At 43.4% G+C, this 16,528-nt stretch carries 3 protein-coding genes; all 3 read right to left on the bottom strand.

Annotation, left to right across the window (positions count from 1 at the left end):
- Positions 1–10: 10 nt before the first annotated feature.
- Positions 11–8,812: a GH36-type glycosyl hydrolase domain-containing protein gene (locus tag ACFEL9_RS01540; RefSeq protein WP_385885512.1), complete on the bottom strand. Its 8,802-nt coding sequence runs from the start codon at positions 8,810–8,812 to the stop codon at positions 11–13.
- 111 nt (positions 8,813–8,923) lie between these two features.
- Positions 8,924–10,225 (bottom strand): response regulator, encoded by a 1,302-nt coding sequence (locus ACFEL9_RS01535; RefSeq protein ID WP_385885511.1) that lies wholly within the window; start codon positions 10,223–10,225, stop codon positions 8,924–8,926.
- 7 nt (positions 10,226–10,232) lie between these two features.
- Positions 10,233–16,370, bottom strand: coding sequence for a HAMP domain-containing protein (locus ACFEL9_RS01530; RefSeq protein WP_385885509.1), 6,138 nt, complete (start codon positions 16,368–16,370; stop codon positions 10,233–10,235).
- Between the last annotated feature and the right edge of the window lie 158 nt (positions 16,371–16,528).

The following is a 16,528-nucleotide window of genomic DNA, read 5'->3' as shown; positions in this document are numbered from 1 at the left end:
CTTATTATTATTAGATGAATATTTTTATGTCATGCGGATTGCCATCATCTTTCAGATGGATAGACTGATCTTGCCGGGGTGCTCCGTCAATTGTCATTTTTGAACCACTGGTTTTTTCCTGCGATTGAATGATTTCAATACTATACATAGTTTGCTGGTACCGATAGTTGATCCTGACGGAGCTCCAGTCTGCCGGAATGCAGGGAGCAAAGCTGAGGCAATTGCCCTTTCTTTTGAGGCCAATAAAGGATTCGATGATCAATTGATACATCCAGCCCGCCGAACCTGTGTACCATGTCCATCCACCACGGCCCCTGTGCCTTTTCACGCCATATACGTCAGCTGCTATCACATAAGGCTCCACTTTGTATTGTGTAATAGATGAAAGATCGGCTCCGTGATTAATCGGATTTACCATTTGCAATAATTCCCAGGTTTTCTTTTTATCACCAAGATTAGCGAAGGCCATAATCAACCAAATAGCGGCATGGGTATACTGACCACCATTTTCCCGGACACCAGGCACATATCCTTTTATATAACCGGGGTTGAGTTTTGATTTATCAAATGGGGGATTGAAAAGCTGGATGATATGGTCATCTTTACGCACCAGGTGCTTATCGGCCGATTGCATGGCCTTTAATGATCGAACCGTATCGCCTGCTGTGGACAGCACCGACCAGCTTTGTGCAATGGAGTCGATTTTACATTCGTCATTCATCGCGGAACCCAGCGGGGTGCCATCATCGAAATAAGCCCTCCGATACCATTCGCCATCCCATGCATGCAGGTGAATATTATTTTTTAGTTGTTCCGCCTGGCTTCGGCATTTATCCGCAAAAGCAATATCATTTTTCAAATTAGCGACTTCGATAAAACGAATCAGGATATCGTAAAAGAAGAAGGCGAGCCACACACTTTCACCTTTTCCATGTTGTCCCACTTTATCCATCCCATCATTCCAGTCGCCCGAGCCCATTAAAGGCAGGCCATTGGCTCCGAATCTGAATCCATGTTCAATTGCCTTTACGCAATGCTGGTACAGTGTAGCTGTTTCATCCGAGCGGATCGGGAGATCATAATATGATTCTTCCCCGGCGTTTAATGGCCGGCCTTCCAGGAAATGGATGGGTTCGTCAAGCAATTTTTCATCGCCGGTGGTAGCGATATAACGGCTGGTTACCAGTGGCAGCCACATGAAGTCGTCGGAGCAAGTTGTTCTTACTCCGCGGCCGGCAGGAGGATGCCACCAATGCTGCACATCGCCTTCTTTGAATTGCCGGGAAGCACTTGCCAATATTTGTTCCCTGGCGAACTCTGGTTTTGTATGCATTAATGAAAGAACATCCTGCAATTGATCGCGGAATCCAAATGCACCACCTGACTGATAAAAACCACTTCGTCCCCAAATGCGGCAGGCCTGTGTCTGATAATTTAGCCACCCATTAGCTAAAATATTTGTGGCTGCATCGGGAGTTTGCACCTGCACGGCAGTTAATGTTTCTTCCCAATATTGCTTTACTTTTTCCAATGCTTTTTGTGCAGTGCCTCTTCCTTCAAAATCTTTGATCAGCGCTTGAGCGACCGTGATATTTTTACCGGCTCCCAACCTAAAAATAACTTCATGCTCTTCATCATCTGCAATGTCAAACGCTGTTTGAATAGCGGCACAAGGGTCAAGAGCTGCACCCGTTTTGCCCGAAAGTTTGGTCCGGTGCATAGCTTCAGGACTGCTCATTGCTCCGTTTCTTCCGATAAATTCTGTGCGGTCACCTGTAAATGATTTATTGAGGCCGTCTACATCAAAAAAGGCAACACGTTGTTCAAATTCTGTATTATAAGAATTTCTGGCAAGTAAGGCGCCGCTACGCAAATCCATTTCGGTAATTACATGCATCAATGACCTCGAGCGAAGGTCACCCAACACCCACTCAATATAACCTGTCACCGACAAGCGACGAAGTCTTCCTGATTTATTGCGCACTTTTAGAACAAAGAATTTGATAGGGGCGGCAATGTCTGTATAAATGCAAAAAGATGTTTCAATTCCATCTTCACTGTGTTCAAAAATGCTATAGCCAAAACCGTGACGGGTAATATAAATCGACTTGCCGCGGCAAGGCAGTGGAGTAGGGGACCAATAACGACCGCTTTCCTCATCACGAATGTAAAATGCTTCACCTTTCAGGTCAGTTACCGGATCGTTGTTCCAGGGAGTCAGGCGAAATTCATGTGCATTGTCTATCCAGGTGTAGGACTGACCGCTTTCTGAAATGATGCTTCCAAAATCGGGGTTAGCCAGGATATTTATCCATGGAGCCGGCGTAGATCGGGTAGCAGTAGTTGTTATCACATATTCTTTACCATCTTTTGAAAAGCCACCATACCCGTTAAAAAACTGCAAATCACTGGGCGGTGCAAGTGTAGTATCCAGTGAGGATGAGAATTTACTGGGGCTAAAAGCGGGAACCGTTGTTTTCAATTTTGTACGACCGGCGATCTGTTCTTCCAATGAACCAAGTCTGTCAGCGATGATAACATGAGCTACACTTTGAAATAATATTCTATCCTCGTTGGATATTTGATCAGCGGAACGGATAAAAATTCCCCCGGGTTGGTTGGAGTCAATCAAAATACCGGGAGTTACCAAAGCTTGTATTTCATTGTGCAATACCTGGCGGTAGCCTCCATGGTCCTCGTTCCAGATAACAAGATCAACCAACAAGCCTTTTAATCGCCAATAAGCATGTGCCTGTACTAATTGTTTTACCAATTCAATATTGGAGGAGTCTTCTATCTGCAGCAATACGATGGGCAGATCACCTGAGATAGAGGAGCTCCACAGGCCAGATTGTCCTCTCGTGTTTTTCAGGATGATACCGGGCTCCGTGCGTAACGATGCATTGGCATAGATGATGGAGCCTGCCAAACGGGTGTAAAGCTGTGCATCCGATTCGGTTGCATTTATTTGCCTTAGTATTACCTGGCTATGCGTCCAGGCTAATTCAAGTATACGGTTAATGAGATAACGATCCTGGTATTTTTCGATCAACGTTGTACAAAGCTCTTTTGTGTCGGCAATTCCAAATATCATGTCAATAGTTGCTGACTCATACGGTTCCAGCACAATGCGATATTGTATGGATACAACGGGATCTAATACCGACCCGCTACTGCCTGACAAGGGCGTAGATTGGTTGATGATCTTTGGAGCGTGTATAGAATTACCACGACCGATAAATTGGTCGCGGTCTGTTTCATACGACACATTTTTGATATCGACATCATGTGCTTTCATCAGGTGAAACATCCACGGATTGTGTTCTTCCTCGGATCTTGGTCTGCGTGTGCAGGTAATGGCATTGCGTTGTTCATTGATCTCTGTTTGAATGAACAGGTTGCTGAACGCCGGATGCATTTCGTCTGCAATAGCTGCTGCCAGCACTACTTCTGCATAGCTGGTAACTTCTATAGTTCTTTTTTTTCTTGACCTGTTGGTGATATGTACTCTTCTTAATTCTATATCATCCTCAGGTGATACAACAATTTCCGTATGCGTTTCCAGTGCAAAATCTCTTCGCCTGAATTCGGCACGTCCCTGTGAAAAGACAGCTTCATAGTTTTCTCCCTCTTTCAATGTGGGCTGAAAAGCTGTGGACCACGATGAGTTGTTATCAAGATCCCTGATAAAACAAAATGTACCCCAATTGTCGCAAGTGCTGTCCTGGCGCCATCTCGTCAGGGCTAAATTTTTCCAACGGCTATATCCGCCACCGGAGTTTGATACCATTACATGATAGCGGCCGTTCGACAGTAATTGAACTTCGGGAATTGGAGTGAAAGGAGTGTCGAGCACCCGCATAAATCCATCGCCACCGGGGATGATGCTGGTATCTGCTTCATGTACACTTGGTGAATAGAATGTAGTGACACGGGGTATTCTTTCCTGCAACAATAGCAAAGCTGATTTTACCTGTACATCGGATTCAAAACGCTGCTGCATCGGTTGAGCTAAAAGGAAATTTGCGATCGATAGAAAACTCATTCCCTGGTGATGCGCCATAAAGGAACTAATCACCGATTTGTTTTGTTTCCTGGACAGCCGACCCGCTGTATAGTCTACTGCTTCATAGAAACCAAACTTTCCTTCAAAGCCTTCCTTTTTTAATACCTGCAAATTGTCGTACGCTTCTTGTGGTGCTACCATTAAAGCCATGACGGTCGAATACGGAGATATTACGAGGTCTTCACTCAGTCCTCTTTTAAAGCCAAGACCAGGAACACCAAAAGGATGATATTGGTAATTGAGGTTTGCGTCTACCATATTATAACCGGATTCAGAAATGCCCCAGGGTACGCCGCGTTTGCGGCCATACTCAATCTGTTTTTGAATAACGGCTTTGGTAGTTTGATCCAGTAAAGTGTTTTCATAATTGGGCATTACAAGCAAGGGCATCAGGTATTCGAACATAGAGCCACTCCATGAGAGAAGTATTGGTGTGGTGCCGATATTGGTTAGCTGGCGTCCTAATGCGAACCAACTTTGTTGCGGCAGTTTGCCTTGTGCTATGGCCACAAAAGTGGTGAGCCTTGCTTCGGAGGCGAGCAAATCATAGTAGCTATTATCTTTTCGGTGATCATCGGCATTATAACCAATTGTAAACAAATGTTGGGACCTGTCATACAGGAAGTCATAGTCGATATTGGAAAGCTGATCACATTTCGATACTAACTGCTCGATCATAATGAGCATTCCTTTCGCTCTTCTCCCTGATTCTGTAATGGCAGCCCTGTAATTGGTAAGCCAGCGATTTTCTTCTTCCGTATTTTCTGATGAAAAAAGTTCATTGATCTTTTGCAATAGTATTTGCTCAATCTTTGCCAGTTGACTAAGCGTTGGAATGCCGGGTAGCGAAGGGATCAGTTGTTCGAACCTGGCAGGTGGTGATGATAAATACAGCCAGGGCACGAAGATGCCCAGATCGTTCTTTATGTTTTTAATATGTGCAAAAATCTTTTGTATCCACCAGTCGGCTTCTGTTTCGGGATCGGTATCAAGCTCAACAAAAATGCTGGTTAGTGACACCTCGAGCTGATCGAGATATTTTTTTATGCTTTCAGGAGTGTCAATATTTTGAAGATAGTTATTCGACAATTCGGTTTGAAATTTTTGCAGGGAAGAAATCTTGATTTTTTTTGAAAGAATTCTTAACTCATCAATAATTCCTTCAAACATATTTTCACTGACTATTCTTTTGTCAACGATCGAAAGCAGACCCTGTTTCAGCGTTATCAGATGCCCGACCAGGTTACCACTATCCACGGTTGAAATATACCGGGGAGCTAATGGCGTTAATGTTTGCGTATCATACCAATTATAAAGGTGCCCCCGATACTTTTCCATTCGTTGCATGGTGGTCAGTGTATTGTTGGTAAGTTCTATTAACTCACCGGCAGTTACATAACCGAAATCGTAGGCTGTGAGATTTGAAAGCAGCGACAAACCAATATTGGTAGGAGAAGTGCGATGAGCGATACGTTCAACCGGTTGCTCCTGGTAGTTGTCGGGTGGGAGCCAGTTGTCCTGTTCGCCTACAAAGGTTTCGAAGAAAGCCCAAATTTTTCTTGCCAGTATTCGCAGGTAAATTGTTTGCTCTTTGGAAATATCAACTTTTTCCTTTTCATAAGGAAGGCTAATATACCATACGACAAGTGGTGAAGCAAACCAAAGGATGAGTAGCGGCAATACTTTTAAAAGTGTAACAGAGTTGAAAACGGCGAGATAAATGAAAATAGCCATAGCCAACAGCGGGGCAAACCACATGATTTTGTATAATGCTCCAACCGTTTTTTGCCCCGAACTGGTATTCGAATAAGGATTCCATTGCAATAGATTTTTCCTGGTAATGGTTATTCTCCAAATCGTTCTTAAAATAGCATCTGCATTGGTGTATGCTTCGAAGGGTAAACAAATGAAATCAATTGTATGCTTGGCCAAACTGTCTTTTAATGACCGGACGGTATAAATAAAATGCTGAACAAAAACAGAGTCAGCTGGTTTTCGGCTCAATTGCCAGGCAAAGCTGATAATGGAAGGAAGGAAAAGTATCGATAAGACGATGGCTGTCCAAAAAAGAGGATTGGAAGAAAAGATCCAGCCAAACAGTAATAATAGTAATAAGGCGATGGGGACAAGGCTTCTGCGGAGATTATCGAAAATTTTCCATTTCGAAAGTAGCGTAAGGGGGTTGCCATATATCTTTTTGCCGACACCCGAAACAAACGGAAACAACCAGCTTGCTATTTGCCAATCACCTCTTATCCACCGATGGCGGCGATAAACGTCAATCAGGTAAGAGGATGGATATTCTTCATAGAGTTGTACATCTGTAATTAACCCGGCTCTTGCATAGGCTCCTTCTAAAAGGTCATGACTTAATATCCGGTTTAAAGGAAACCGGTTTTTTAATGTTCTTTCAAAAGCTCCAACATCGTAGATGCCTTTCCCTATGAACGAGCCTTCCTGGAACATATCCTGGTATACATCAGATGTAGCTTTTGTATAGGGGTCGGTACCAGGTTCATTACCGTGAATGTTGGAAAAAAAAGTACTGCCCGTTGTATTTAAACTATTCGATACCCTGGGCTGTAAAATGGTATATCCTTCAGCAATTCTTTTTTTCTTTGTTGAATAAACAGGATGGTTTAACGGGTGAGCCATGGTGGCTACCATTTGCCAGGCCGAATCACGGGGTAGTTGGGTGTCGGTATCCAACGTGATTACGTACTTAACCTTGGTGTATATATTTTCATCACCAATAATAAGTGAAAACGGACTCTTATCTCCGTCTAGTATCAGGGTATTTAAGTCACCAAGCTTTCCTCTTTTACGCTCAAATCCCATCCATTTTTTCTCCCGCTTATTCCATAAGCGGGGGCGGTGAAAAAGAAAAAATGTATCATTACCAGGCCGGTCGTATTTTTTATTTAGCTCGATAATTTTTGAAGAAGCATATTGTAATAAAATATCATCTTCTTCCATCTTCTCCTGGTTGGAGTCCTTAAAGTCGGTCAATAATGCAAAAGAGAGATTAGCATCCCTGTTGGCCAAAAACCGAACCTCCAGGTGTTCAATCAGGTCGGCAATACCAGCACTGCTTGTCAGTATAGTGGGTACAACTACCATACTTCGATACTCATCCGGAATTCCTTTGGAAAAATTCATCCGGGGTAATAAAAATGGTTTTGTAAGAATGGTGGACAGCCAATTTACAATTGCGACGGCCAGCTGACTGGTCGCAAAGATTCCTATTGCGGTAATTGCAATAATGGGCCATTTTTCAAACCCTTCTTTGCTGACTTTTGAATAGATAATCCAGGATAATAATGCAGTTATTAACAGTATTGACCCGGCATAGATCAGGAGAGGGATACGTCTTGCCAGCTTGCGTACGCCTTCTTTATAGGTGACACGCATCTTCGCCAGCTTTTCCGTTTTTTTTAATGCGGGCCCGCTTAAGTAATAACCCACATGTACTGTTCGCAATTCGCCATTTTTTTCCTGGCTTTCTCTTGCGAGATCTATGATAATTTTTGCTACCTGTTGTTCTGAGAGATCGCTGTATTTGGCAATCTTTTCTACCACATGCCGGTAATGGTCCCTGGTAACAAAATCCATTTTCGGATAAACTTCCGAAGGATCTTGCCTGAGCGTATATTCAACAAGGCTGGTTGATTCGACAAACTCACGCCAATCACTCGTTCCCAAAAAACGAAGACTGCTGATGCTGTTACTGATCGAAACCTGGTCAGCCGCCTGCTTTTGATTCTCATGATGGATTAGCTCCATGCTGCTCACGCCCTGTTCCGATAAAGTTTGCTCCAGCCAATTAATGGCTAAGGTTAGTGAGCTTCCTTTTTCCTGCAGCCTTCTTGTTAGTTCTGCTACAAAAGAGCTGTCCATGGAAAGATCGGCTCTCGCCATATCGGCAATAATCAATACCAGGTTTTTGGGATCTTTTTCTACTATATTAATCAGTTGATCGGCCCAATTTTCTGCGGTTGCCTTATTGGCAATGTCGATAGATATCTGGATAGATAAACGTCTGAGATTTTCAAGAAGTGCCAGCCGCAGCATGATAGGAATGGCCCACAACTCACCTAGCTTCAGCGGTGTAATGGTCTGATAGGCTTTTACAAAACTTGAAAGATTTTGGAGATTCACATGACCATCGCTGTGGGAAATAATTTCTACAGCAATATCATATACACGGGGTAACCCGGCAGACATTCCCTTGGCTAATTGCGGTAATCCTTTACTATATCCTTTGGGTAAATGCTTTTTTGCAGTATAGATCTGCTCCTCTATCAAATAAAAATTGTCAAGTAACCATTCAGCTGCCGGAACGATCCGGTTATTTTCCTTTACAGTTTGCGTGATCACCGCATGAGCTTCTAACAAAATACTTTCGTTTTCTGCGAGCCGTTTTAACAGATGTTCAGATGGCTCCTGCGTGATGAGAGAGTGTTTGGCAGCAAGCGTCCTTGCCAATTGTTCTAACTGTTCTTCGGTATATATTTCAGAACGGAGCGGTTGACTCTCATTAGCATTTTTCGAACTACGGGTATCGGTGAAAAATGGCTCAATGATATTTTTTTTGAACTTAGAAATTGCCTGCGGCAGCATTTCAAAGAGGTCAGTTTGCTTTCTTTTTCTTTGATCTGCTCTCATTGCTTGTAAAAACTTTATTGAATTAGTGTTATCTAATGAATCATAGGTTGGATTATTTTGCTTTTTATAAGCCAATATCATGCCTTACCTTCTTGGGAAATAAGGTGTCGGCCAATCACTTTAGTACCCAGTTAATAAACAAAATCAGGGAGATATTTGTTTATCGCAGACCTTAGGGGAGGAGGGATATTTTTAAGAATTGACAGGCTGTTCTTCCTCAACTTTTTTTTCCGGGAGGCCAATAATAAAAGTGGCTCCTTTATCCGTTTCACTTTCGGCTTTAATAAAACCGTTATGTTTTTCTATAATTTTTTTACAAATGGAAAGACCTACACCTGTTCCTTCAAATTCATGGTAACTGTGTAATCGCTTAAAGACCATGAAAATTTCATCGGCATAGGAGTTGTCAAAGCCAATCCCGTTATCGCTGACGCAAATTTTATAATAATCGGCGTCCTCTGGTGCATTGGTATACTCACCTACTTCCACCGGGGTCATTTTTTTTGCAGAGATATTTACAACCGGGGGAACATTCTTTTTCCTGAACTTGATGGCGTTACCAATCAGGTTGTAAAACAGCTGTTGCATCAGGTTAGGAATAACCCTGATTACCGGTAATTTTTGAACGTGTATCCGGGCGTTTGTTTTTTCTATTTCTATTTCCAGTTCGCCCATTGCCTCATGTACCAAAACATTCAGGTCAGTTTTCTTAAAATCAGTAGGATTGACCGAATGTCTTGAAAAACTAAGCAGGTCATTGATGAGTGACTGCATCCTTTTGGAGGAGCTGATGATTTTTTTGAAATATTTTTGGGTTTCTTCATCGTGGCCGATGTTCGATAAGATTTTATCGCTGAAGACCTGTATTTTTCTCAATGGCTCCTGCAAATCATGTGAGGCCACATAGGCAAATTGATCAAGCTCTTCGTTTACCGCTTTAAGGTGTGCGTTGTTTTGTGTCAATTGTTCATTTAAGAGCCGGACTTTTTCTTCTGATGCTTTCCTTTCTTCTATTTCTTTTTGCAATGTGCGGTTGGCAGCTAATAATTTTTTTTCATGTTGAAGAAGCTGCAAATTTTTTCGATACAGTTCAACGAATACACTAACCTTGACCCGGAGCATATCGGGGTTGATAGGTTTATAAATATAATCTACTCCCCCGGTTTTATAGCCTTTGAAGATAATTTCTTCGTCATAATTGTGCGCAGTGATGAAGATGATAGGTATATCCCTTAGCTTATCCCTTTCGTAGATGATGGCAGCTGTTTCAAATCCGTTGAGGTCCGGCATCTGGACGTCCATTAAAATCAGTGAGAAGTCATGCTGGGTCAATAAAATTTTCAACGCTGCTCTTCCGGAATTTGCCTTTACAACCGTATAGTTGTCTTTTTCCAAAATGGCTTCTATGGAGAAAAGATTATCTGTCCTGTCATCCACAACAAGAATCTTGATCTCCGATTTGGAAAGAGGATATTGTGAGTTGTTTGGCTTCATTCAATTCTTATTTATATAACCACACTCTCATAAGCGACAATAGCTGATCAATTTTTACAGGTTTGGTTATATAATCAGACGCACCAGCCTCAATACATTTTTCCCTGTCACCCTTCATGGCTTTTGCTGTAACAGCAATAATCGGCAAGGTGGTATTCTTGTGCTCCCGCCTGATCTTTTGAGTGGTTTCATAGCCATCCATCTCCGGCATCATGATATCCATTAACACAATATCAATGTTATGATTCTCCTCCAGGATATTCATAGCCTCTTTACCACTTTCAGCTGTTATCGTGTTGATATTATACTTTTCAAAAGCCGTGGTTAGCGCAAACAAATTACGAACATCATCATCTACCACCAATACTTTTTTATTCGTAAGAACATCGTTCTTTGAGCGCAAATTTTCTATCAGCTTTCTTTTTTCCGGTAAAAGGTCTTTGTGATCGATATGGAGCAACATGACTGTTTCTTCTAATAACAAATCAAGCGAAGTAACATCTTTCAGCAAAATGCGGTTGGCATATTGTTTAAGTTGTGTTTTTTCTTTCGGTGAAAAATCCCTGGCAGAATAAATAAGTATCGGCGTTGTCAATGTCTTCCGCATGTTGCTTATTTCAGTGATCAGTTCCAGCCCGCCAATGTCGGGCAGCATATAATCAACTATTACACAATCGTAGTCGTTTTTCTTTATTAATTCCAATCCTCGCAGTCCCGAATTCACAATTTCAATCCTGATCAAATCACCGTTCTCCAGGATTTTTGCCACCTGTGATGAATCCAGTTCATTGTCTTCGATGATCAGCAGTTTCTTTTGCTTCACACCATTATAATGTACAATGTCAGCAAATAACTCATTCAAGGCAGTATTGGTTAATGGCTTCAGTTGAAAACTCCGGGCGCCTCTTTGCATGGCGAGCAGGCGGTTTTCTTCACCCGAAATGAGGTGAATAGGAATATGCCTGAAGTTGATATCATTTTTAAACAGGTCGAGAATACGCCATCCGCTTGCGTCTGGTAGTTTTACATCCAGCGTTACAGCAATAGGATTGTGTTTATTAACCAGGTCAAACACACTGGCAAAATTGGCGGCAACTACTACCCGCAGGTTCAATTCATGCGCTTTTTCGATCATAATTTTTCCAAAGCGAACATCATCTTCGATGACCAATACAACTTTATCACCGCTGACGATATTATTCCGGTCATCACCCATTTCGTTGATGATCTCATTGAGTGCTTCCAGGTCCTTGGTCTCATTTACTTTAATAGTAGGAACAGATTGCAAGGCAATAGTTGATTCTGAACCTTCGGCCAATGTGTAGACACTTGGCTGCAATGTGCTTTGTTTTTCCTTCTTCATCATGGCCGGATTGTAATCAATCGGCAGGAAGAGTGTAAAGGTGCTGCCATGCCCTGCTTCACTTTGCAGTTCAATCGAACCTCCTAACAGGTCGGCCAAACCACGGCTGATGGAAAGTCCTAAACCAGTACCTCCATACTTACGGCTCGTAGAACCTTCGGCTTGCTGGAATGCTTCAAAGATGATATTCTGTTTATCTTTTGAGATACCAATACCGGTGTCCCTGATCTCAAAGGCTACAACCCGTTTGGCTGCTTCCAGGTTTGGATTAGCCTGGCGCCAGTTATGTTTCGCTTCGTAGATATGAAGTCTGACTTCTCCCTTCTCTGTAAACTTGAAGGCGTTTGACAGCAGATTTTTAAGAATCTGGTTAAGTCGCTGCGCATCAGTTTCCATGCTTGATGGAAGTTTTTCATCAAGGTCAATACTAAACCGGAGATTTTTATTTTCAGAAATGTGTTTAAATGTTGTTTCAACGAACGTGGTGATTTCGTGAAATGGCAGGCTTCCGAAATCTGTTGAGATATAGCCGGATTCAATCTTGGAAAGATCGAGGATGTCATTGATCAGTTGAATAAGATCATCGCCGCAACTATGAATGGTCTTGGCATAGCTTACCTGTTTTTCATTCAGGTTGCCATCATGGTTTTCGTAAAGTTGTTGCGCAAGGATCAGCAACGAGTTTAATGGCGTTCTTAACTCATGCGACATGTTGGCCAAAAACTCGGATTTATATTTTGAAGTGATCTGTAATTGCTCCGCTTTTTCTTCAAGGGACAGCCTTGCTTCTTCCACCTCTTTATTCTTGGCTTCCACTTCTTCTTTTTGTTTTACCAGCAGGTGTGCTTTATCCTGTAGTTCTTCGTTCGTTCGTCTTAACTCATCCGCCAGTGATTGTGACTGCACCAGCAGGCTTTCTGTACGGGTATTCGATTCAATCGTATTCAACACGATCCCGATACTTTCGGTGAGCTGACTTAATACGTCGAGGTGTATATCGGTAAAATTGTCAAACGAAGCCAGTTCAATTACCGCTTTGATTTCTTTTTCAAAAAGCACCGGCAACACGACCAGATTAACAGGGGAGGCTTTACCCAGGCCAGAACCAATTTTAATATAGTTTTTAGGAACATTGGATAGCAGGATACGTTGTTTTTCCAGTGCGCATTGTCCCACCAGGCCTTCACCCAGTGAAAATTCTTTGGATGTTTTTACTTCATCCCCGTAGGCATAAGCCGCAAATAATTTCAGTTTGGATTCTTTTGAATTATCATCCTGTTCCAATATGTAGAACATTCCTTTCTGCGCATTTACCACCTGTGCCAGCTCTGAAAGGATGCGGCGTGTTACCGTATTCAGATCCTTTTGACCCTGGAGCATTTGGGTAAACTTGGCCAGGTTGGATTTCAGCCAGTCCTGTTCCTGGTTACGCAGGGTGGTTTGTTTCAGGTTAGCAATCATCTGGTTGATCGTGTCTTTCAGTTCTTCTACTTCACCTTTTGCTTCTACACGGATCATCTGGGTAAGATCACCTTTTGTTACCGCAGATGCCACCTCAGAAATAGCCCGTACCTGCGTGGTCAGATTTTCTGCCAGCTGGTTTACGTTTTCAGTCAGGTTTTTCCAGATACCGGATGCGCCTGGTACCGAAGCCTGGCCACCTAATCTTCCTTCTACACCCACCTCGCGGGCCACATTGGTCACCTGGTCGGCAAACAGGGCGAGGGTATCAATCATTTCATTGATCGTATCAATCAACTGGGCTACCTCACCACGGGAAACAATCGATAATTTTTGTTTCAGATTACCAGTCGCAACTGCTGTTACCACTTTGGCGATACCCCTTACCTGGTTGGTAAGGTTGGACGCCATCATGTTTACGGAATCGGTCAAATCCTTCCAGGTACCTGCCACACCCTGCACTTCTGCCTGGCCACCGAGCTTACCTTCCGTTCCTACTTCACGGGCCACACGGGTTACCTCGAATGCGAAGGAGTTTAACTGGTCCACCATCGTATTGATGGTATTCTTCAATTCGAAGATCTCACCTTTTACGTCGATGGTTACTTTTTTCGTTAAGTCACCGGAGGCCACGGCTTTTGTCACCTCGGCAATATTTCTTACCTGGCCGGTAAGGTTACCGGTCATTTGGTTTACGGAGTCTGTCAAATCTTTCCATGTACCAGCGACACCCGGTACGAATGCCTGTCCACCCAGTTTACCATCCGTACCTACTTCACGGGCCACACGGGTAACCTCGGAGGCAAAGGCACGAAGCTGGTCCACCATGGTGTTCAATGTTTCTTTCAACTGGAGAATTTCTCCTCTTACATCCACCGTGATTTTCCTGGACATATCACCATTGGCCACGGCAATCGCCACATCGGCGATATTACGTACCTGTGCCGTCAGGTTACCGGCCATTTGATTTACTGAATCTGTTAAGTCTTTCCAGGTTCCACCTACACCCGGTACGTTTGCTTGTCCGCCGAGCTTACCTTCCGTACCTACCTCACGAGCCACACGGGTTACTTCAGAGGCAAAGGCACGAAGCTGTTCCACCATCGTGTTGATCGTATTCTTTAATTCAAGGATCTCACCTTTTACATCCACTTCAATTTTGCGTGACAGGTCACCATTCGCCACAGCTGTCGTTACTTCGGCGATATTTCTTACCTGCGAAGTAAGGTTTGATGCCATCTTGTTTACCGAATCGGTCAAGTCTTTCCAGAGACCTTCTACGCCCGGTACATCAGCCTGCCCACCTAATTTACCTTCGGAACCCACTTCACGTGCTACACGGAATACCTCCGAACCAAATGAGTTCAATTGATCGACCATGGTATTGATGGTATTCTTCAACTCAAGAATTTCGCCTTTTACATCCACCGTGATTTTTCTTGACAGATCACCTTTTGCCACCGCGGTTGTTACCTCGGCAATGTTTCTTACCTGTGCTGTAAGATTGGACCCCATCTGGTTTACTGAATCGGTAAGGTCTTTCCAGGTACCACCCACACCCTGCACTTTCGCCTGTCCGCCGAGCTTCCCTTCCGTACCTACTTCCAATGCCACACGGGTTACCTCTGATGCAAAGGAGTTCAACTGGTCCACCATCGTATTGATTGTATTTTTCAATTCGAGGATCTCACCCGCCACGTTCACAGTAATTTTTTTCGAAAGGTCACCCGTTGCCACGGCTGTTGTTACATCGGCGATGTTACGCACCTGGGCGGTAAGGTTGGATGCCATTTGGTTTACAGACTCTGTTAAGTCTTTCCAGGTACCACCCACGTCCTGCACTTTTGCCTGGCCGCCGAGTTTCCCTTCCGTACCTACTTCCAGGGCCACACGGGTTACTTCGGACGCAAAAGAGTTCAACTGGTCCACCATCGTATTGATGGTTACTTTTAACTCGAGGATCTCACCTTTTACATCCACGGTAATCTTCCTCGACAAGTCACCTTTCGCCACCGCTGTAGTTACCTCGGCGATATTTCTTACCTGTGCGGTAAGATTACCCGCCATTTGGTTTACCGAGTCGGTCAAATCTTTCCAGGTACCGCCCACACCCTTTACTGTAGCCTGTCCGCCCAACTTTCCTTCACTACCCACTTCCCTTGCCACACGGGTTACTTCGACTGAAAACGAGTTGAGCTGGTCCACCATCGTATTGATTGTATTCTTCAGCTCAAGAATTTCACCTTTTACATCCACGGTGATCTTTCTTGACAAGTCGCCTCTCGCCACCGCAGTGGTTACTTCCGCAATATTTCTTACCTGGCCGGTAAGGTTGGATGCCATTTGGTTTACGGAATCCGTTAAGTCTTTCCAGGTGCCGGCAACACCCTGCACTTCTGCCTGTCCACCCAGTTTACCATCCGTACCTACTTCACGTGCCACACGGGTTACCTCGGAGGAGAAAGAGTTCAACTGGTCCACCATCGTATTGATGGTATTTTTTAATTCAAGGATCTCACCCTGTACGTCCACCGTGATTTTTTTACGCAAATCACCTTTTGCCACCGCTGTAGTTACCTCGGCAATATTTCTTACCTGTGCGGTGAGATTACCCGCCATCTGGTTTACGGAGTCTGTCAGGTCTTTCCATACACCTGCAACACCCTTTACTTTCGCCTGCCCGCCTAGCTTACCTTCACTACCTACTTCACGTGCCACACGGGTCACTTCCATGGAAAACAAATTCAATTGCTTTACCATGTCATTCACCTCCGCAGCGATATTGGCAAACTCACCCTGCAACAGGTGATCGCCAATTTTTAAAGGCATTTGTTGTGACAGATTTCCCTTCGCCACCGAACTGATTACGTGAGCTATTTCAATGGTCGGGTGTACCAGGTCAGAAATAAGACTATTAATGGAATCAACGCTGGTAGCCCAGGACCCTTTTGCATATCTCGGTAAAGAAACCCTATGATTGAGGTGCCCTTGTTTACCTATCGTATGCCTTGCCTGGGTTAGCTCTTCTACTAAAGCTTCATTTAAAGAAAATATTTCATTGAGCGTATCGCATATTTTTCCGCTTAAGCCAATTTTGTCAATAGGCATGCGTACACTGAAATTTCCTTGTCTTACCTCGGATAATATTTTAAGTAATTCCCGGTTGTCGAGCTCATCAGAAAACTCAACATTTTTCGGCGATGTTTTTTTTGCCTTGCCGTTTGTTTTTTTCACAATGGTAGTAGTATCAGCAGGAGAAATTACGTCTTCAGTAAAATTTGCCGGAGCCGATGGACGCAGAGAGCTTGGCTTTTTTTTCATAGCTTGAACTTATATTGAAAGTTAAGTGTATCTAATTAATAAAATTTGAAAAAGCACCGGGTTAGTCACATAATTACAAAGAAAAAATCAAAAAAAGTTACTGATAAATTTGCAAAATGGAATTATCCTTAACTTACAGCAAACTAACTTAAGTAATA

The organism is Terrimonas alba (assembly GCF_042434975.1).
Classification (GTDB): domain Bacteria; phylum Bacteroidota; class Bacteroidia; order Chitinophagales; family Chitinophagaceae; genus Terrimonas_B; species Terrimonas_B alba.
This window is presented reverse-complemented; position numbering and strand designations above follow the sequence as displayed.

Coding starts and splice junctions, on each gene's coding strand:
- ACFEL9_RS01540 (WP_385885512.1), bottom strand. CDS start 8,812: ATGATATTGGCTTATAAAAAGCAAAATAATCCAACCTATGATTCATTA.
- ACFEL9_RS01535 (WP_385885511.1), bottom strand. CDS start 10,225: ATGAAGCCAAACAACTCACAATATCCTCTTTCCAAATCGGAGATCAAG.
- ACFEL9_RS01530 (WP_385885509.1), bottom strand. CDS start 16,370: ATGAAAAAAAAGCCAAGCTCTCTGCGTCCATCGGCTCCGGCAAATTTT.